8 protein-coding genes and 2 pseudogenes are annotated in these 20,975 nt (G+C 68.6%); 4 read left to right on the forward strand and 6 right to left on the reverse strand.

All coding sequences use genetic code 11. The features are described 5' to 3' along the window. Both B056_RS43705 and B056_RS41000 read left to right on the forward strand, forming a co-directional pair. Nucleotides 1-132, forward strand: a pseudogene (locus tag B056_RS43705) (IS701 family transposase); the annotation flags it as partial. 168 nt (nt 133-300) lie between these two features. Beyond that, nucleotides 301-875 (forward strand): annotated as a pseudogene (locus tag B056_RS41000) (transposase family protein); the annotation flags it as partial. Between the two features lie 110 nt (nt 876-985). Here the strand turns inward: B056_RS41000 and B056_RS43040 are convergent. After that, nucleotides 986-3,367: an AAA family ATPase gene (locus B056_RS43040; RefSeq protein WP_154677222.1), complete on the reverse strand. Its 2,382-nt coding sequence runs from the start codon at nt 3,365-3,367 to the stop codon at nt 986-988. Nucleotides 3,368-3,869: 502 nt separating this feature from the next. On the opposite strand from B056_RS43040, the gene B056_RS0124325 reads away from it, so the two are divergent. Together B056_RS0124325 and B056_RS0124330 are read left to right on the forward strand one after the other, a co-directional pair. Further along, nucleotides 3,870-8,495, forward strand: a complete 4,626-nt coding sequence (locus tag B056_RS0124325; protein WP_018504462.1) for an nSTAND1 domain-containing NTPase — start codon at nt 3,870-3,872, stop codon at nt 8,493-8,495. 750 nt (nt 8,496-9,245) lie between these two features. Beyond that, nucleotides 9,246-11,876: an effector-associated domain EAD1-containing protein gene (locus tag B056_RS0124330; protein WP_230203167.1), complete on the forward strand. Its 2,631-nt coding sequence runs from the start codon at nt 9,246-9,248 to the stop codon at nt 11,874-11,876. A gap of 794 nt (nt 11,877-12,670) precedes the next feature. Here B056_RS0124330 and B056_RS37815 read toward each other — a convergent pair. From B056_RS37815 to B056_RS0124355, 5 genes are all read right to left on the reverse strand, one after another. Next, complete coding sequence (locus tag B056_RS37815; RefSeq protein WP_018504464.1) at nt 12,671-12,946, reverse strand: DUF5615 family PIN-like protein; 276 nt, start codon at nt 12,944-12,946, stop codon at nt 12,671-12,673. A gap of 82 nt (nt 12,947-13,028) precedes the next feature. Next, a complete protein-coding gene (locus B056_RS0124340; RefSeq protein ID WP_026240090.1) occupies nt 13,029-13,268 on the reverse strand; it encodes a DUF433 domain-containing protein in 240 nt (79 codons plus the stop codon). Nucleotides 13,269-13,374: 106 nt separating this feature from the next. Further along, on the reverse strand, nt 13,375-15,195 hold the full coding sequence (locus B056_RS37820; protein WP_018504466.1) for a hypothetical protein: 1,821 nt from the start codon (nt 15,193-15,195) through the stop codon (nt 13,375-13,377). Beyond that, nucleotides 15,188-19,624 (reverse strand): DUF6603 domain-containing protein, encoded by a 4,437-nt coding sequence (locus B056_RS39680; RefSeq protein ID WP_018504467.1) that lies wholly within the window; start codon nt 19,622-19,624, stop codon nt 15,188-15,190. Before B056_RS39680 ends, B056_RS37820 begins: the two co-directional genes overlap by 8 nt. Further along, nucleotides 19,621-20,970: a ComEC/Rec2 family competence protein gene (locus tag B056_RS0124355; protein ID WP_018504468.1), complete on the reverse strand. Its 1,350-nt coding sequence runs from the start codon at nt 20,968-20,970 to the stop codon at nt 19,621-19,623. Before B056_RS0124355 ends, B056_RS39680 begins: the two co-directional genes overlap by 4 nt. Between the last annotated feature and the right edge of the window lie 5 nt (nt 20,971-20,975).

Below are 20,975 nucleotides of genomic sequence, written 5' to 3' on the forward strand. Positions count from 1 at the left end.
GACGACTACCAGGTCCGCGACTGGCGGGCCTGGTACGCCCACATCACCCTGTCCATGCTCGCCTACGCCACCCTCGCCGCCGTCCGCGCCGAGCAGGTAAAAGGGGCAGCACCCACACCTGTCAGGACATGATCGGACTGACAGTACCGGAGATCCGCAGACTGATCGCCACCCTCCTCCACCGGCTCCACCCACCCGCCTTCGTCTGGGCCTGGTCGACCTGGCGCAGACGCCGTCAACACCAGGCCAGACGCTGCCACTACCGACGGCGAGGACACCCACAAGTGCCGTTGCAGTATTAGCACCGTCTACCGGTACATCCTCGAAGCCGTCGACCTGCTCGCCACGCTCGCCCCAGACCTGTCCACAACTCTGGGCACCGCCGCCGGGAAAGCGTTCGCGATCCTCGACGGCACCCCGCTCCCGATCGACCGGATCACCGCCGACCAGCCCTTCTACCCCGGGAAAGCACAAACAGCACGGGATGAACGTGCAGGTTCTCGCCGACCCCGCCGGCCGGCTGCTGTGGGCCTCACCGGCGCTTCCCGGCGCGGTCCACGACATCCGCGCGGCCCGCACCCACGGCATCCCCGACGCCCCTGGCCGCCGCCGGCATCCTCTGCTGGGCGGACAAGGCCTACCAGGGCGCACCCGCCCCGGTCCGGGTTCCCTTCCGGGGCCGTTGGGAACAGCTCTCCACCGGCCAGCAGGCCGTCAACCGCGCCCACGCGAAGATCCGCGCTCTCGGCGAGCAGGCCATGGCCACCCTCAAAACCTGGCGGCTACTCCGCAAGATCCGCTGCTCCACCACCCGCATCACCAGCCTGGTTCAAGCCGTCCTCACCCTCCACCTCGACGCCACCAACCGAGGTTGAAAAAGGCTCCGTGTCACCATCGACGGCTTGGATTTGCGCTACTGTCTTTCAACGATCCACGAATCCAGTTCTCACGGATGGCGACACCGTCGAGCGGAGGATATTCTTTGTTACGCGTCATGATCGACATCCTGTGTAGCTAGGCGCTCTTGCAGGAGCAGCCCGCTAAGGCGCTCTCTAAACTGTTCGAAGTTCTCGACAGGGCGTAGTGGATCCTGTTTGAGTCGGAAATCGCGTCGAATGGCTGCGATCTGCCGGCGGATTGCGTCGTGTAGAGCGATGTCTTCCAAGGTTGCTTCAATCTCCTGTAGTCGATTTTCAGCAAGAGAGCGGGTGGCACCCTCGTTATAGTCGTCAAGAAATCCGGCGACTATCCTGCTCATTCGCTTTGAACGTCGGCGCTCAGACTCTTCCGTCGCCGCAGCATTGAGCAGGTTGGAAAGTTTGGCGAGTAGCCTCTCGAAGTTGCCCGTCAAAGCTGTCATGCCGGCAGGCTGATTTTCGTCACTACCGACTGTGCCGATGTAAGATATCAGTTCCCGCGCGAATCCAACTTTGTCGATTCTTTCGCCCTCAAAGGTGGCCGCGAAAAGATCTTTGAGTTCGTCCCAAAGTGGCCTTCCTGACGATTTCAAGCGATCCCGAAGGTTGGTTTCTTTGAGTTGCTCGGCACTGGCCTCGTCGACCCCGATTAGTTGTACGGCGTATCTGCGAGCAGCGCTAATCGCAATTCGGGGCGGGATGAGATCCTCGATCTCAGTGACCCTGCCTGAAGTGGTGGATGAGCGAACCGCAGTACCCTCCGACTCGCCCCAAGTGTCAAGGCGGAGTATATACTTTCGGTCTAGAACCGGCTTACGGTTGGCCTCGCTTCGCTCAAGCTTTTTAACTGCCCTTTCTCCGTCCTCATCTCCATCGAGGAGAGCTACGCAGGGAGGCTTTACTGCGTCCCTCCCGCGAGCCAGATAGGCGATGTAAGGGACGCTGTCGGCGCTGCCCGCCGGAACAATAGTTACCTCGTTCAGATCCAACAGCGATTCAGTCGGAATGCCTCGCAGCCTCAGCGTATTAGACATGCCGGCCAAGATCACTTGATCGGCGACGCCCTCAACGATCAAATTCTTTCCACCCACGAACGCAGTCTCGGCGACAAAGGCTCCGAGAGAGGACCGAAGGGGTTCGTAGTGAGTGCGTGCCACGTCCTTCACGACTCGGGTCCCCTCTTCCTGGGCACCCTTATCGAGTACGCGGAGCCGATGCGCCATATTCTTGTTAATCAGGAAAGGCGAGTGAGTGACGTAGACCACCTGGTCGTGCCGGGTTCTATCGTCCGATACCGCAAAGTTCTCCAGAACTCGCAGCAGGTCCTGCTGACCAGAACTTGAAAGATACGCATCTGGCTCGTCCATAAGCAGGATCTCGGTGCGGAGGGGATCTCGCTTATGGGCGCGGAGCTGTACAAAATACGCCAGAAAATGCGTCAAGCCGCGGCTGCGTTCTGCGAAGGAATACTCGGCGCCGGTGCGATCCTCGATCGTAAAGACCAGTTCCCGCTCTCGGGGAGAGACGCGCAATGCAAAATCTTTGTCCTGTGACCACCACCGAGAGAGGTTGAGGCGGCGACTCAAGGTCTGGTTTATCTTGCCGATAAGGCCGCTGACTTCCCCCTCGTTGCCGACAGAGATGGCCCTTTGTAGATCTTTGAAAATCTGAGGATCAACATGCGCCACGTCGACAAGAAGCTTACGGGCCAGCTCGTGTTCCTTCTCCCGCTGCCTGATCTCGGCAGTCGGCTCGATCGATGACGCAGGGCGTAGGTACTGTGCGAACTTCGGGGCCAGCGGAGAAAACCAGTCGCCCTCGCTCGGGCGAACGCCTTCTGCGAAGTCAAGGAACTCGCTTCTGGTCCGCCGGTCGGCCAACGTGCCGGCTTCTCCGCCCCAGAGTCGAACTATTGGAACACTATCGGGGATCGCGATGTCCGTCGAGTACCGAAGGACCCGGGGAAATATTGACTCAAGCGCCTGAAGGTCGCCGCCACTCAGTTCAGTGCGCTTATCTTCCATTATGATGCAAGGAGATCCAACACCCGGACGCAGAAAAATGAAGGTATCATCGACTTTGAGCTCGACACCTATCGAGGAAAGTACGCCTACCTCCGACTCGCCCCTTGCTCGAAAGGTCGCACCAACGTCGGGGATGCGGACCTCGTCAGTCTCCACCGAGTACAGCTGGGAATGACGGCAAAAGTCGCTACGGCTTCGTGATTCTGAACCAATCACACGTTCGATCGCGTCGAGAAGGTGGCTCTTTCCGGATTCATTCGCACCCACAACCGCCGTTATCTGCGGGTCGACGTCCAATCGCACATAAGGATACCACCCCTCGGGCAGCATCTCCCATTCGTATCGCCTGGCGTTATCCTTTGCGCGTCGCTCATAGTCAAAATTGAACGACTTGAAGAATCTTACGTGGACCCGTACAAGCTCCATGATCGCCGCACCTCCACCGATGCCCCTCGCCGTTGATCGACTCTAGCTCCGCAGGACTGCGGCCCAGACAGCAGCTCGGCTCAGCGCGTAGGCAACGCCCGTTCCACCTGGGTCGACCCGCGATGGAAGACAGCCCATCCCAACCACCGTGCTGCCGGAGAGCGGTGCGCCGGCGACGGAACGTCCCGGACCGCCGCCACGCCGGGCAGCGGGCAGCCGTGTGTTCCTTGATGGTCGCGTCGACCCGAACGCGTTCCCGTTGCAAGGTGGGGCGGTGGCTCCGGGCGGGCCCGGCGGGCCCGGCTCGGCTCGGCTCCGGGACGACGATAGGTAAGCCGAAAGGATCATGGGGCACTACCTGGCCATGGACGGTGCTCCGGCAGGAGCACGGTGGGAGGCCTTGGCGGGGACGACGTGGTTCGCTCAGGCGGCTGACCTGCGCAATCGGCGGTTGCCTGGTCCGCTGATCGGTTGTGTGCGGCCGGGTTGGACAATGCGGGTTGTGAAGCACGACCTGAGCCGCTTGAACGAGCAGGACTTCGAGCACCTGGCGCAAGCGCTGATGATGGCTGTGTTCGGCCGAGGCACCGAGGTGTACGGCGATGGGCCGGACGGCGGCCGGGACGCGACGTTCGACGGTGTGGTTCTGCTCCCCGAGGAAGCCGGTGGTGGTACCTGGGCCGGATATGGCGTCATGCAAGCCAAGTTTCTGCGGCGTCCGCACGGGGACACGCGGGACGCGAGCTGGCTTGCCCAACAGCTGAAAAAAGAGTTCGGAAAGTGGTCCGGCCCAAAATCTCAACGGGCCAGCAAGGGACGCACTCCGGAATATCTGCTGGTCGTGACCAACGTTGTCCTTTCCCCCGCCCTTGGAGGCGGGGGCATCGACACCATCGAGCGGCTGATCAGCGAGCGTGCTGCCGGCTTGGGGCTAAAGGGCTGGTGGGTGTGGCACTACGACACCCTGGGTCGGCTCCTCGAGATCTATCCCGGCATCCGGCGTTCCTATACCGGCGAGATCCTGCCCGGTGACGTGATGTCGTCGGTGCTCGAACGGATGGCGGCGGAGCCACACTGGGGCGAGCGCGTCGCCGACGGCGGGAGCACCTCAGCCGTAGCGTGTCCCTACCAGGGGCTGGCCGCGTTCACCGAATCCGACGCAGCCCTGTTCTTCGGCCGCGAGCAGCTCACCGTGCGCCTCGCCACCCGGCTGGCGCACTCCTACGGCGAGGGCCGCCCTCTGGTAGTTCTCGGGGCGTCCGGTGCAGGGAAGTCGTCGGTCCTGGCAGCCGGCCTTCTTCCCGCGCTGCGTCAGGGTCAGTTCCGGGTACCGGGTTCCGCGGACTGGCCGCACATGACCCTCACGCCTACGGCGACACCGCTGCGCGCCCTCGCCACCGCGCTGGCACCCTGCCTCGACGCGGAGCTGTCCGCGGACGCTGTGGCCGAGGAGCTCATGGACGCGCCCGGCCGCGTGGCCGCCAGGCTCCGCGGCCACGACCCAGGCTCCCCGCCCCCGACCGGTGGCGCCGGCCCGGGGGTCGTCCTCGTTGTCGACCAGTTTGAGGAACTGTTCACCCTGTGCGACGACCTGAAGGCCCGGAGGGTGTTCGTGGACGCGCTCGCTGTTCTGGCGGGCCGCACCGAGGACGCACCGACGCCCGCCGCGGCCGTAGTGCTCGGTATCCGGGCGGACTTCGTCGAGCACCTCGCGGCCTATCCGGCCCTGCGGGAGGCCGTGGAGGCGCACCCGGTGTTCGTCGGTCCGATGAGCCCGGACGAGGTGCGCTGCGCCATCGAGCAGCCGGCCGCCGCCGCCGGTCTGAGCCTGGAACCGGGCCTTGCCGACGTCATCCTCCAGGATCTCGACGCCAGCCCAGTGGGCGCACCAGCCTCGTCAGCCTCGGGTGCATCCCCGCCGGTCGGGCACCACGTCGGTCATCTGCCCCTGCTGTCGCATGCCCTGCTCGTCACCTGCCAGCGCAGCGGCGGCAGCAGGCTCACCCTGGCCGCCTACCATGCCACCGGTGGAATCCGCCGGGCCGTGTCGAGCACCGCCGAGGAGATCCTCGGCCGGTTCGACGAGGCCCACCGCGAGACCGCCCGCCATCTGCTGCTCGACCTCGTGCGTATCGGCGAGGGCACCGACGACACCCGACGCCAAGTCCCACTCGAACGGCTGCTCACCAACGCCACCAACCCCCACAGGGCCCGCGACGTCCTGACTGCGCTGGCCGCGCCCGACGCCCGGCTCGTCACGATCCACGAACACCACGTCGAGATCACCCACGAGGCCCTGCTGCGGGCCTGGCCGACTTTGCGAGCCTGGATCGACAGCGACCGTGCCGGCCAGCTCTTGCGTCAACGCCTCGACGACGACGCGAACACCTGGCATGACGACGACCGTGTCCCCAGCCACCTCTACCAGGGGCACCGCCTCGCCACCACCACCGCCTGGGCCGATGCCCCCCGCAACCGGGCGCAGTTGAGCCCTCGGGCGCGGGACTTCCTCACCGCCAGCCAGGGACACGCGCGCCGCACCCGGGTACGCGCCGTCGCGGTCGTCGCCGTCCTCGCCACCCTGGTCACCGCTGGCGGCATCACCGCCTTCGTGCAGTGGCAACGCGCCCTCGACCGCGAGCAGGCCACCGAACTCGCCCGACGGGCCGCGACCTCCGAGGGCCTTCTCGCCAGGGCCGACGCCGTTCAAGACGAGGACCCTCGCACCGCGTTGCGCCTTGGCGTCGCCGCTGACGCGGTCGCCGACAACCCTCGCGCCCGGGTGAACCTGCTCGGCACACTTGCAGGCACCAACCTCGCCGCGACGCTGCCCGGCCACACCGCCACCGTCAACGCGATCGCGTTCGCCGAGACGACCGGGACACTGGCCACCGGCAGCGCTGACGGCACAGCCTTCCTCTGGAACATTTCTGACCCCGACCGGCCCAGACTCCTGGCCGGGCCGCTCCGAGGCAACACCGGCGGCGTCCTCGCCGCTGCCTTCACCCCCGACGGCTCCATCCTCGCGACCTCCAGCACGGGCACGGCCGACTACGGCAACGGAGGCGGCGACCGCGTGACCGACGACGCCGATGTCATTCTGTGGGACACATCCGACCCTGCCACACCTCGACGCATCGGCCGCCCACTGACCGGCCAGATCGGCAACATCACCAGCCTCGCGTTCACCGCGAACGGTCAGACACTGATCACAGGCTCCATGAACGACCCGTATGACAAACAGGGCACGATCATCCTTTGGGACGCCATCAATCCAGCCGCACCCCGACAGATCAGCACCATCGACCGCGGCATCGGCTCCGGACCACGTTCCCTAGAGATCACCACCGACGGTGCCACTCTCGCCGTCGCGACGGAGCAGGGCGCGGGACTTTGGGATGTCCGCGACCCGGTAGCCCCCCGCCCCCTCGTTACCGTGCCGGACCGTGACAACTTCGCCAACGTCGGCTCTCCCCTCGTGACCGACAACGGGGGTTCCGACGGGCCCCTCGCGCAGCACGGACGCGTGAACGCCGTGGCGTTCACCGCCGATGGGACCGTGCTCGCGACCGGCGGCCCAAGCGGCGTCTCGCTTTGGGACATCCGCGACCCAACCACGCCTCGCCCTCTAGGACAGCCAGTCACCTCGAGCCCGACCAACGCGCTCGACGTCAGCCCAGACGGCTCCACGCTGGCGACCGGCGGCGAAGACGGCACAGTCCTGGTTTGGGATGTAACCAACCGGATCTCCCCGCGACGCCTTGCCACCTTTGCTGGCCATCGTGACGGCGTGCATTCCATGACCTTCGCCGACAGCGCCGCCGCGCTTGTGACCGGCAGCTTCGACGCCACCACAACCCTCTGGCATGTCAACAGTCCAGCAACTCCACGACTCCTCAAAGCACAGTTCGCGCCGGTGCTGGACCAGCATTGGGAGGATGCCTATCACGGTGGGGTTAGCATGAACATAGCTCAGAGCGCTGACGGCGCAGTCGTGGCGGTCGCACGCACACTATCCCCTGACATCGACCAGATCGGCGCCTCAGGCGAAAACGCAGACAGCGCGATTGAGCTGTGGGACCTCCGCGTTCCGGGAGCGCTCCGGCCGGCCTCGGTACTCCACAGCTCGGCAGGTGTCGGTGGTGTCAGGGACGTGACTGCACTCGCTCCCGACGGCACATTTCTGATCACCAACCTCACCGATGCGGTCATCGGAGGCGGCTCGTTAGACGCGCCCTTTTCCTGGTGGCACGGGCCAGTAGATCTCTGGGACACTGCCAAGCCTGCATCGCCCCGCCGAATCGCCAGGCTGACGCCCGACGACACCGAGTGGATGGGGGCTGCCTTCGATGACACGGCAACCCGGCTCGCTATTGTTAGCGGAGGCCAGCCGGACCTGTGGGATCTGACTGACCGTGCACACCCACACCGCCATCCGCTGACGGACACAATAGAAATTCAGGGAGCCGCATTCACCGCGGATGGCGCCACGCTGATCCTCACCGGCTACCACCCTGACAGCAAGAGCGCCGCGCTCGCGGTGTGGGACGTATCCGATCCGTCCGCCCCGCGTCACCTGGAGACTGTCGACTGGGATGGAAGTCCGGGTCTGGGCCCACTGGCCCTCTCACCGGACGGGAAGACTCTTGCAGTCACCGTGTACGAGGGATCGGCTTCAGGTGTGGCGCTCTGGGACCTCAGCGACCCTACCGACCCCCGTCGCTTAGGAGGAACCTTGAACGTCGGCCGCGAGGGGATCCGCTCGATGACGTTCAGCCATGAGGGCTCAATCCTCGCGATCAACGCCAGCTCTCTGTCATTCTGGGCTGTCGCCGACCCTGCCTCGCCTCTTCGTCTCTCTTCCAGTAGCGTCCCGTCATCCGATTTCAGCGGGGCTGACACTATGGCCTTCACCGACGATGACTCTGCGTTGACCCTCACCACTGGTATCAGTCTATTTCCATCGACACGCTGGGATACGAGTGCGCTCGTCAGGCTCAGCAAGGACGCTGTTGCCGCCTCCTGCCGCAAGGCAGGGGGCGGCCTCACTCCGGCCGAATGGAAACGCTACCTCCCGGACCTTTCATACCAGCCCACCTGCGAGACAGCCCCCCGCGACGGCGACTGAGGGACAGACACGCGTCGGTGCGCGAGATTGGCGCCCTGACCGGTCATGCCCCGAACAACGACGATCTTACGAAAACCAAATCAGCCACTCACACGGCGTCACCTCTCACAGTCCGAGGTGACCTACTGGCGACGGCCACAAGACCGACATGTTCGAAAGGCGGATCCTCCCCTCCCTCGCCGAGGGACTGCGCCACCCACGGCTCTGCCGCACATTCGTTGCCGACGCTATGTAACCGACGCGAGGTCCGGTGATGGAGCGCGTGAAACCACCTCAACCGGGCGGTTTTCCGGGCTCCCGCGTCTGCGGACATCTATTGGATCCGCCGGCCGACCTGGTAGTGGTGCCCGGAATGCCTCGATTGCCGGGCCCCTTACCTCGCCTGACGGGTCACAACGAACGCTGACTTTCGGTCCACCGGTATGCGACAGATGCTGTTAACTCGACACCCGGCCACGCCACCAAGACCTCTTGATCTTGTTACGTCCCGAAGATAAGGGTTACGGACTAGATTGCCAGCGGAGGGGTGGATCACTGGGCCGGGCCAGAGCACGGTCGGACGAGGATGAGTGGCCGGACCAGGCGAAAACGATCATTGAAATACGCCGGCCGGTGGGTACGCCCGCGCGGCGGTGACACAGCGGGTGGCGGGATGGGAGGATATGGGAGTCCTTGATTGAGACGGCTCCCTACAGGGGTTTAATCATGGCACCTGACCGTTCGCGTGGTCCGGCGAGGAATAATAGTGGGTTGACAGACGAGGAAATCCTTGATCTGGCGGACCGGTTTTGTTCGCCGGAGCAGGCGACGGCGGTGCTGGACGCGGCAGAGGTTCCGCGGCGTCGGCGGCCGCGGTGGCGGGACAACGCTGTCCGGTTCTGGTTCGAGGTGTCGGAGCTGGTGGCAGGCGGCAAGGTGCCAGGTGGGCGAGCGGGGCTGTTGGCAGCAGCGGCCCGGGAGTCGCCGGCGGGCCTGTTCGAGCCCGTACCGGGGCGTTGGGCGCCCTCCTCGCCGGCGGCGCTGCTGCTGGCGTCCCGGGAAGTGGTGGACTTCTACGGGCGCCCTGAGGAGCTCGTCGACCTGCGGCGCTGGTGCGAGGGTGGAGGCAACCAGGTTCGGCTGATCGTGGGGCCGGGCGGGCAGGGCAAGACCCGGCTGGCGATGCGGCTGTGCGCGGTGATGCGGTCGGCGGGATGGGACGCGGGGCTACTCAGCGAAGGCGCCGAGGAGCAGGTGTTCGATGGTGCCGCAGGCAGCGACCAGCCGCTGCTCCTTGTCGTCGACCGGGTGGAGGCCCGCCCAACCAGGCTCGAAACCATCCTCAAACGGCTGGTCGCCCCTCGGCTGGCAGCAGGCGCCGTCGTGCGGGTCCTGCTGCTGACCCGCTCCCTGTCAGCCGGCGCGCTGTGGTGGGATCTGACGGGAGCGAGCTCCCCGGATGTGGGCATCACCGCGCTCGTCCCGGAGCCGCTGGGCGCGCTGGGCCCGCACGTAGACCGGCTCGACGCCTATCTGGTGGCGCTGCACCGTTTCGCGGGCGCCTGGCGCGCCGTCGAACCGGACACCGACTGGGGTGCGCTGGCAGCTGGCCTGCCTTGGCCGGAAGATCTGGCCGAGCCCGCTAATGGCCTGACGTTCACGGTGCACCTGCGGGCACTGACCGATCTGCTCCAGGCCGGCCCCCGCCCGATCATCGACGTGGGGCCGCGGGCACGGGCAGAGGACGTGCTGCTCGGCCACGAGGCCACGTACTGGCGGCAGGCAGCCGCCCACCACCGGCTCCGCCAGCCAGAGTCGGTGGCGCGGGCGGCGGTCGCCGCGGCGGGACTGTGCGGTGCCCAAGAGGCGGACGAGGCTGTCGCCGTACTCGGCGGGCTCCCCGAGCTCGCCGAAGTGGACCTGTCCGCCCGGCTCGCCGTCGCGGAATGGCTACGAGACCTCTACCCGGCGCAGGCCGGAGCGTACTGGGGCACGCTTGCCCCCGACCGGATCGCCGAACACCACCTCGGCAGCGTGCTCCGGGAGCGGCCGGACCTGGCTGCCAACCTGTTCACCGCGGCCTCCGACGGGCAGCTGGCGCACGGACTGATCACGCTCGCCCAGGCCAGCGATCACCAGCCTCACCTGCCCCCGATCCTCGCCGGTCTACTCACCGACCATCCAACGATCGCCCCACGCGCCGTGCGGCTCGACCCCACCACGCTCGCCGACCTCATCGGCTCGCTGCCCGACGAGTCCGTCGAGCTGGCCGAGGCCGCCGCCACCGTCGTCGCGCGGGCCACCCGCGACACGAACGCCGACACGCTGCCCGACCTGCCACTGATCTTCCCCAGGCTGTTGACGACGCTCACCGACCGCCTGATCGTCCTGGGACGACCAGAAGCGGCACTGACCGCCGCGCGGGAGGCCACCCGGCTGTTCCGGCTGCTGGACGCGGCACCGCCAGACGCCGTCACCATCGTCTCCGTGTCCCCGTACGACGCCGCCCGCGATATGCCCGTCCCGCGTGCGAGGGAGGCAGCAGGCGAGCTCGGGAGCGTGTTCGCGGTCACCCCGCTGGCGGCGGTGTCTCCGCCTGGCGTCCTCACCGCCGCTCTCGCCGACGCCGTGAACACCATGTCCTTCCTCCTGGCCGGGCTGGGACGGCCCGCGGAGGCGCTGGCCGCCGCCGAGGAAGCCGTGGCCGCCTACCGGCGGGCGGCCGCGGTCCAACCGAGCGGCTCCAGGGCCGAACTCGGCCTGGCCAGCGCCCTACACAACCTGTCCGAACGCCTCCCGGACCTGGGACGGCTGGAAGAGGCCGTGACCGCCGACGAGGAAGCCGTCACGATCCTTCGGCGACACGACGCGGCGCGACCGGGCCTCTTCTCCGCCAGCCTCGCCGGCGCGCTGATCAGCCTTTCCGACCACCTGGCCGCCCTGGAGCGGCACGCCGACGCGGTCGAACCCGCGATGGCGGCCATGGCGATCAACCGGCGGCTCGCCCAGGAATATCCGGCCACCAGTGTCCTCGCCTTCGCCGCGTCCCTGACCGTTGCCGCCGTCCGCCTGTCCGAAGCCGGCGACCGGCAGAAGGCGATCTCCACCGCGCAGGAAGCCGTCGTCGTCTTCCACGAGCTGTACCAGCGCCATCCAGCCGAGTTCGTGGGCCGGCTGACCTCAACGCTCACGTTCACCGGCCAGCTGCTGCACGGAACCGGGCAAACAGAAGCGACACTGCAGGCCCTCGTCCCGGCGCTCACCCTCGCCAGCGACACCCAGAACAAGGAGATGGTCCCCGTCATCCTCGCCCTGCTCCGCGAGGAGCGCCGCCACGACGGACCAGCGTTCGACGCGGCCTGGACCACGATCGCCGGAGAGCCCGTACCCGACGGGCTGTGAAAAGGCCGATGACAGCGGTTGTTCCCGCAGCCCGACAGCCACCCATCCCACTCGGGGACGGGAGTACCCGACCGATCTTAAAACAGTCCCGACCCTGATGAGCCGTGCAGACAACCATGCCGGCGGTTCAGACGCTCTGGCAGCGCCTCAGCTCAACTGGCGAGCGACACGGACGGTCCCGCAGCCGCACCAATGCGTCCGACACCCCCAGCCCGACCAGCGCGGGCCCAGGGTCAGATACCATCAGCGAAGAACAGAAGCGCCCAGCGGACGTGCATGGACGTCCACCGAAGATCCGCCGCGAGGCCGATCGGCAGTCGGGGTTCGACTCCCCCACGCGCACGCCTGGTTGAGGCAGGTCAGAGCCCCGCAGCCGATCACACGGCGCGGGGCTCTGATTCACTCTCAGACCTATCCAGCCAAGGTCACCGGTCGTACCTCAGCGCCCCGGAAGACACCACCGGCCGGCACTGCCGCCGAGGATGCAAGACATCCCAGCACCCTGGGTGACCAGCGGTCAGGCGGAAGCGATACGCTCGGAGGACACGGACGCCGGGGACTCGCACCCCTGATGCTGTGATCGAGATCTTCGCGTTCTACCATACTCAACCACCAGACACGTCAAGTTCGAACGTCGATGCAATGCGTAGCGACAACGACCACGGCGGTTGGGGATGCTTGACGTGCCGTGCCGAGCGCACGCTGGTTGAGGCAGGTCAGAGCCCCGCAGCCGATAACACGGCGCGGGGCTCTGTTCTTTGCGTGCGCGATGGCCCAGCCCCGGGCGGAGAGGGTCAGTCGCCCTCTCGGCGGATCCGAAGAAGGCCGCGGTGGACTACCGTCACGGCCCCGGTGAGGTCGTGCTGCGTGACCAGGTCCTCGACGGCCGCGATCACCGCGCGTGCCGACTGGTAGTCGAGCCGGAAGACCACGATCCCGCTGTGCGATCCTGGCGGGTAGGCACGAATGTTCCCGAAACCGCGGTCGAGGGTGAACACGATGCGGTTCTCGGCGACCGCAGCAGCGAGCATCTCCGGATCGGAACGGCCCGACAGGTTCTCCGCGAGCACAGTGTCGGCATCGAGCCCGTGCTTGGCAGGTAGGGGAGCCGCTCCGCGAGGGAGACCGGGAGACCCTCGTCCAGCTTGACCTTCACGGCGCGGTACGAAGCGGCACGAGATCCTCCCTCGCCAGGCGCGCCCCGTAGGCAGCGGCTGCGCGGATCCCCGACACGGTCAGCGACGGGTACTCCGCGGTGATCTCACCGTCGGACATACCGTCGGCAAGGCAGTCGAGCACGACACTCACCGGCACCCGGGTACCCCGGATACATGCCTGCCCATGACCGAATGTCGGGTCGGCCACGACGAGCGCCAGAAGATCTCCCGCCACGCCTCCCAGTATGCCCCCGGATCTCAGCCTCAGGCGTCCGTCTCGTGGTCCAGGCCGTGGCACGAGGGACGGCCACGTACTGCCGCATGCCACCCACCGCCGGTGCTCAGCGCATGTACGTGACCCGTTCGGCGACCTCGATCAGCTGGGCGGCGAACTCGGCCGGGCCGACGGGCCTCTGGAGCACGTCCGTCATCGCCGCGACCAGCTCCCGTACGGGGACCACCGAGCAGGGGCGGAGTGGGAACGGGCCGACCGACGCGGGGACGGTCTTGTCGGCCCCGAGTGGACGCAGTGGCTTGCCGACCGAGCCTGACGGTTCCTCCTCGACGGCGAAGTGCTGGGCGGTCGGCGGCTGCCGCAGGTCCAGCTGGGCCAGCTCACCCTCGAACAGGCACAGCAGCACGCCGCGGGAGACCTGCTCGACGCGGACCGCGGGCAGCGTCTTCTTGTCGGCGCCGTACGCCTCCACGATGAGGCCTGGGTAGCCGCTGATCAGGTCGGACCGGATCAGCGCCCCGGTCAGCGTCGGCAGGTCCGGCAGCACCGGGTCGGCGGCGTCGAGGTCCGCGTCGGCGGAGCTGAGCCGGCCGATGCCGCACGCGCCGTCGAGCAGGTACCGCACCCACGTCTGGTCGACGCCGACGAACCGTACGGTCTCCGCCGGCAGCACCCGGTCGTCGGGGATGAGGTGGCTGAACGGGACCCCGCGGAGCCGGGACAGGTCCCGCAGCCAGGCGAGCACGCCGGCCGGCAACGCGTCGTCCACGGCGGTGACGGCCAGCGGGTAGCCGTCGCCGACGTACTGCTGGCCGGCGTGCCGGCGGCGGCGCCGGTGCTGCCGGATCTGCAGGGCGATGTCGGCACTCTGCAGGGCTAGCAGCCGGCCGAGGCTCCAGGCGGTGGCGTAGCCGACATCGGTCATGCCGACGTCGGGGTGGTAGCGCAGCAGGGCGTCGGCGGTCCGGACCGGTGGGACCGGGCCGCTGGACACCGGCCCGATGGTGAGCGGGCCTCGGTACCACCCGACGTCCTGGCTGCCGTCCCGCAGCCGGCGGCGGACGGGTACGAAACCCTGCCGCAGAAACCTGTCGGCCACCGAGTGGCCGCTGTCCGGCAGCTTCAGCGCGTCGTCGCTGTCCCGACCCAGGTCGCGGGCCAGGCCGCGGGCCAGGCCGGCGAAGGACTGGTCCGGGTCGACGCTGGCGAACCGCCAGCTGGCCAGGCTGACCAGGCGGACCTGCGCGCCCTGACCGAGGTCGAACGAGCCGGCGTCGTACCGGCCCTCCACCGAGACGAGGTGCGCGACACAGCTCTTGCCCGCGGGTGGCAGCCGGGCGGCGACGACGACCGCGGTCGCGTCCCGGACATGGGCCAGGTAGGGCAGCTCGTCGTACGCGGGAATCAGGTCGGCGAGCACCTTGGTGTCGACGTCGATCACGGTGACCGGGTCGGCCTCGCTCTGGTGCCGTTCCAGCACCGGCGCCGGGATGTGGGCCGGGCTGGTGGCCAGCGTGCCGAGGGTGACCGTACGCGGCTCCGGCCGCTCGTCGCCGGCGAACACCAGCAGTGCGAGCCACGGCGCCGAGCCGCCGTCGGTCTCGGTGCCAGTGCTGGACGGCGATCGTTCCCATGGCAGGGTGGCCCGGTTCAGCACGACGTGTGGCAGCGTCTCGTCGTACTCGCCCAGCCCGCCGTTCGGCGGGTACGTCGAGACCACCGCCGTCGGTGGCAGGCCGAACCGCTCTCCGGCGACGGTGAAGGTCCGGCCGGTGCTGTACGTCTGGTTGTCGAGGTCGGTCTCCTGCCGCACGCGGATGCGGTAGTCGCCGCTCTCCAACGCCGGGACGAGCGAGCCGGCGAACGTGACCGCGCCGGGCGTCGGGGTGTCGGATGGCGGGGTGTCGGGCGGCGGGGTGTCAGGCATCGACGGCCACCAGCGGGGCCTCGGCGTAGACCGCGGCGTCGAAGCCGGCCAGGTCCACGGTCGCGCCGGGCAGGACCGCGTCGATGACGGCCGACCGGGTGGCCGCCACGTCGGTGGCGAGGACGGTGTCCATGATCTCCTCCAACCGCTCGGCGGTGCCGGCGTCACGGACCGCCACAGCCGGGGGCGGGGTCAGCTCGATCACCCCGGACTGGGTGTACAGGGCGGTGGCGGCGGTGAGCGCGGCGGCGGACAGCCAGGTCCGGGACGTCGACTGTGCCGCCGGCCGGGGGGTGATCGAGTAGCCGGTGAGCAGGCCGGTCATCAACTGCCGCCCGGTGGCCTGCGGAACCAGGTCGGCGCCCCACACCGCGGCCGGCAGGTCCTTGAACACCGGGGTGTAGTCGAACCGGTCGTCGACCGCCACGTCGTCGTGGGTCAGCGTGATGCGGTGGGTGGCTGTCACGTCACCGATCGCCCGGCCGGCCGGGCCGACCCCGAACGGCGCCGCGGTCCCGGGCAGCGCGGCCTGCGCCGTACCCCGGGTCGCGGCGCTGCTCGGCACCGCGGAGTCGGTGACCAGCACCAGGCCGGCCGGGTCGACGACGCCCAGGTACGGCTCGTCCTCGGGCGGCGGGATCCCCTCGCTGTGCGGGCCGGCCCCGGCCAGCGTGACCGACACGACCTGGTCCGGCGCGGGCAGCATCGCCGACCGCACCTGCTCCCACGGCACCGGCTGTGGCTTTGGCGGGCGGGACGGGCCGAAGGTGATGTGCACGGTGACCACGGTGAGGTCGATCGCGGCGGTGCCGGCGAAGTCCGGCCCCCACAGATGCAGGTCCGCGCCGACGTGGGCGCTGATCGTGTGCGTCCCGAACAGCGAGAACGTGTACGAGGCGCCGAGGTCGACGTGCACGTCGAGCTCGTAGTGGTACGGCTGCCAGCCGATGAGGAAGTCCATCGACGCGTCGAACCAGGCCCGCAGCGAGTCGTCCTGCCAGATCGCGTGCAGGCTGCCGCCGGCCATCAGCATCCCCGGCGTGAGCGCGTAGTAGCCGCTGCCGGAGACCGCCAGCTCCGGGCACACCTGCCAGGTGAAGCCCAGCCGGGGGACGTTCGGGTAGTGGGGCGGCACCGGGAACCGGGGGTGGTATCCGCCGGCGGTGATCACGAAGTCACCGGCGTGCCCGCCGCCGAACCAGGTCGCGAACGCGAACCCGCCCTGCAGGTGACAGGCCCGGGACAGCAGGAACGAGTTGCTGGTCAGTTGCGCGACGACGATGAGGCTGCCGTCGTCGGGCGCGAACGACGCCCGCAGCGCCAGCTGCACCTCGGCGATCGGGTCGACGGTCGCGGTGGTCTCGGTGGTCGCGGCGGGGTCGGGCACCGGCAGTGTCAGCGTCGACAGGCCGACGACGTCGAGCTCGAACCGGTGGCCGAACCCGACCGAGACCAGCACGAACGAGTCGACCATGCCGAACGAGGTGAAGTGCACCCCGGCGGTGAGGAAGAAGTCACCGACCGACGCGGGCAGGTAGCCGGACAGCCGCTGCAGCTGGCCGCCGATCGTCACCCCGTCGGGCGGGCCGGAGACCGCGTCAGCCACCAGCGGGAAGGAGGCGATCTCGGTGACCGGCGGGACGACCAGCCGGCGGTTGTAGCCGAACCCGGCCGCCAGCCCGCGGACGAAGAAGAACGGCGGCCCGCCGACGGGGTCGTCGAGGAACGCGTACACGAACAGCGACGGTCCTTCGGGCAGTTGCGCGTACGACCCGAGCGCCGCCAGCGAGAACTGCTCGGTCCGGATCCGCACCCCGCCGCTGTACGCCGGATAGCTGACGCCGGCGTAGTCCAGGGTTCCCTCGAGGAACGCGCCGGCGACCTCGATCGGGCCGCTCGCGTACTGCACGCCCATGCCGGCCAGGCCGAACGACGGCAGCGCGGCCGGGTCGGACGTCGACAGCCCGACCGCCAGCCCGTCCAGGGTCAGCGTCAGGCCGGCCAGGCCGACCGAGGCGTCGAGCAGCACGGTCAACCGGCCCTCGCGGTGGGCCAGACCGACCCGGTCGACGGCCAGCGGTCCGAACGTGCGCTGGATCTTGTACCAGGTCGTGCCGTCGGAGATGGGCACCGTGGTCGGGGTCGGAGTCGGGACCGGGACCGGGGCCGGGAGCGGCCCGCCGACCGGGGTGGCGACCGGCGCGGTCAGCGGCCCGAGCCGGAGCACGGCCTGGAACGTGGCCCCGGCGGCCAGGTCGCCGGCGGGCAGCGGCGCCATGGTCGCCGGCAGCAGCGGTGCGAGCGCGGCCACACCGGCCGCCGGCAGCCCCGCAGAGGCCGCGATCACCCGCAGCGGCGCCAGCCCCATCACGGTGTCGCCGACCAGGTGCTCGCCGACCACCGGCAGGTGGGCGAAGTCGAAGGTGACCGCGAGGTCGGCGATCAGCACGTACTGGTCCCCGGACGCGGCCAGGGCCACGTCACGCAGGTCGACGACCAGCCCTTCCGGGACGTATGTGCCCGCGACCGGTGAGAACGCCGACACCAGGTCCCGCACCGCGGGCACTGGGTCGGTCGGCGGGTGCGAGTACGCGGCGACGAACTCGTCGGCGACCGGGTTGGCGGCGAACCGAGCGTCGAAGACCAGGTCCCGGGTGCCGCCGCCGTGCACCGGCAGCGTGACGTCGAGCCGCCCGGAGAGCAGGTGCGCCGCGGTGTCGACGCTCACGGTGATCGCCACATCGGTGCCGTCGGCGCGGAACTTGGCCCGGCCGGTGACGAACAGCCGCCGGCTGCCAGTGGTGACGTCGATGCCTAGGTCGTCCACGGTCAACCCGGCGATCGGTGCCGGCAGTGTGGTCGCGCCGTACCGTTCGGCCAGCGACTCCATCAGCGCGCCGATCGGGATCTCCTGGCCGGCCCCGGTCGACCCGGAGAACTCCCACTGCCGCTCGGGTGCCGGGTCGTACTCGGCCTGCACCGCGACGGCGATCGCGTCGATGACGAAGACGGCCCGGGCGGCGAACAGGGTGCCGGCCGCCGAGTGGTCCACGTCGAAGGCAAGCTCGTTGAGTTCTATCTGGTCGGCGATCGGCCAGGTGCCGCGGACGATGAGGTCACCGCCGACGGAGAGCCCGCCGGGGCCTTCGGGCAGCGTGCCGGCCACATGAAAGCGGGTGATCTCCAGGTCCGGCAGGTGCGTCGCGTCACCGCCGAGGAAGTGGGTGTAGAGCTCCCGGATCCGCAGCGGCGGGTCACCTTCCCGCAGCCCGCCGCCGAACGCGTGGGTGTCCGAGTCGGCGGCCAGCTCCAGGGTGCCGTCCTGGCCGATCCCGAGCAGACCGCTGACCAGCACCGACACCGACGGGTCGGTGACCGGGCTGGCGACCCGGACGGTCAGGTCTATCTGCTGCAGAACGATCAGGCCCTCGACCACCGTCCAGTCGACCTCGGTGTAGAGCGTCATCGCGACCGAGTCGAGCGGCGCGGCCGCCGACGGCGTCACCGCCAGCGTCACCGGTCCCAGCGTGATGCCGGCGCCGGGATCGATGCCGAACGGCACGGGCAGCCCGGAGCGGCCCGCGACCGCCGCGATCTCCTCCAGGGTCAGCGGCCCGAGCTCGCTGAAGTCGGCTGTCAGCCGCAGCTGGTCGGCCCAACCCGCGAGCCGGGCCGTCACCATGACCTGCCGGGTCTCGTCCCGCACCTGTACCGGCACCCCACCGGTAATCATCAGGGCACTGGTCACCTGGTTGTCGAAGGTGGCGTAGTTCAGCTGCGGGAGGCCGACCACCTCGTAGCGGAGATCGGTGAGGGTGAACAGGCCGAGGTCGAGGCTCTCGCCCTCCGGCCCGTAGAGCACCACCAGCGGCGCGGTCGGGTGCGCCACGTCCAGTTCGGCGGACAGGGTGACCATGGTGATCTCGCCGGTCGTCGGGTGGGTGGTGCCCGGGAACAGCAGCCCGACGGCACCCATGACCGGCGTGATCAGCAGGTCACCATGGAACGCCAGCGGACTGCCCGCCGGATCGGCGGGGTCCGCGGTCGCCGGGTCGAGCACGAGGGTGGGCGCGTCGAACCGGAGGGTGTCCAGGATGGTCGGCCTGAGCAGGGGGAACGCGTCGGCGAGCGACCAGGTGGTCCCGGCCGTGGCGGCGAGCCGCACGCCGGTCACCGTGTCGCCGGTCAAAGTGAGACGAAGGGTCACTGTCATCCCGGCGAAGGGCTCGCCGGTGCCGGCGCCGGTGACCGTGACGGCGTCGGACCCGTCGGTACGCGAGCACCCGGTGAGCACCAGTCGGCCGGTTGGCAGGAACGCCCCGAAATACCCCGGGGCGGATGCGTCGAGCGCGCCGAGCGCGCTGAGCGGCAGATTGACGCCGGCTGTTTCGACGTCGGGCAGCAGCGCGTCGAGCTCCGCGCGGTTCACGGCAGGCGCAGCCAGTCGATGTTCTGGTTGCCGTGCGAGCCGGTCGTGTAGATCGGCGCCTCGACATTCTCCTCGACGGTGTCGTAGAGGTTGCGCTTGGTGTCCCAGGCCGTCAGCGGGTACCCCACCACCTGGCGTCCGGCGTCCTTGAGCTGCTTCTCGTACCTGCGCACCACCGGCCAGGACGGCAGGTGGTGCGAGGAGATGCCTTTGAGGCCGGCGCAGATCAGCGCGCGGTCCTTGGGGTTGACCAGATCCACCCACTCTTGCGAGGAGGAAGTCACCGCGCTTCCGTGGTGGGCCACGTGCGCGACGTCCACCGCGGCCAGCCGGAGCTTGTTCTGCTCGGCGTACCGGCCCTTCTCCGTCAGGTGCTTCTCGGTGCTGGTGGTGGCGTCACCGCAGAGCAGCAGCTTCTTGCGTCCGGTGCCTTCGAAGACCTCGACGAGGGTCACGATGCTGCCCCGGTTCTTGCCGAACGCGTCGGAGTTGTCCTTTGCGTGATCGGTGCTCACACCGGCGGCGAGGATGGTGACCGTGCAGAACGGGACGGTCTCGGCGATGATCCGGATGCCGCCCTGGGCGTCGAGCCGGTCGACCTGCGCGGCGTTGTCCGCCGGCGGCACCGCCACACCGTTGAAGGTGATCTCGCCGGGCCCCGTCTCCGGGCCGGGCGGCGGGGCGTCCTTGCCGACGGCCGGCGGCTTCTCCTTGTTGTGCACGACCTTGCGGATCTCCTCCGGACGGGTGCCGTTGAACAGGAGCCAGTTGCCCGCCGTACCGTAATGGGCCCGTTCCCCGCTGTGGTAGACCTTGTCGACCGTGACGCCCGTGCCGGTCAGCGCTCTCGCCAGTTTGTTGAAGTGGTCCTCGTCGGCGTGGGTGAGGATGAGGACGTCGATCGTCCGGGGGACTGGTTCGCCGTCCTTCAACTCCTGCGAGCCGAGGAACTTGGGGTCCTGCAGATTGTCGCGGATTCCTCTGATGAAGACGTCGGGGTCGTCGACCTCCGTGGCCGTCGAGCCGCAGTCGACCAGGATGCGTCGGCCCTTCGGGGTGCACATGACGATGCAGTCACCCTGCCCGACCTTGATGAAGCGGGCGTAGAAGTTGAGGTCGCCGTGTGTGCCGGGCGGCGACACCGGCCGCCGTGCCAGCTCCTCGTCGCGCAGCCGCTGAAGTTTTGCCAGCCGGAGCCGGGTGGCCTCTCGCTCAGCCTCCAGGCGCTGCTGCAGCACCGACTTGGTGTTACTCCGCTTGCCCGCGGTCGGCGGTGTCCACTCGTCGGGGTCGCCGCGGCGCTTGCGCGTCTGCGGCGGGTCCGGATCGTGACTGGGTTCGGTCATCGCTG

It is taken from the genome of Parafrankia discariae (genome assembly GCF_000373365.1).
Classification (GTDB): Bacteria; Actinomycetota; Actinomycetes; order Frankiales; family Frankiaceae; genus Parafrankia; species Parafrankia discariae.

Excerpts from the sequence above, each read along its gene's own strand:
- B056_RS37820 (WP_018504466.1), bottom strand. The coding sequence starts at position 15,195 with ATGCCTGACACCCCGCCGCCCGACACCCCGCCATCCGACACCCCGACG.
- B056_RS0124355 (WP_018504468.1), bottom strand. The coding sequence starts at position 20,970 with ATGACCGAACCCAGTCACGATCCGGACCCGCCGCAGACGCGCAAGCGC.
- B056_RS43040 (WP_154677222.1), bottom strand. The coding sequence starts at position 3,367 with ATGGAGCTTGTACGGGTCCACGTAAGATTCTTCAAGTCGTTCAATTTT.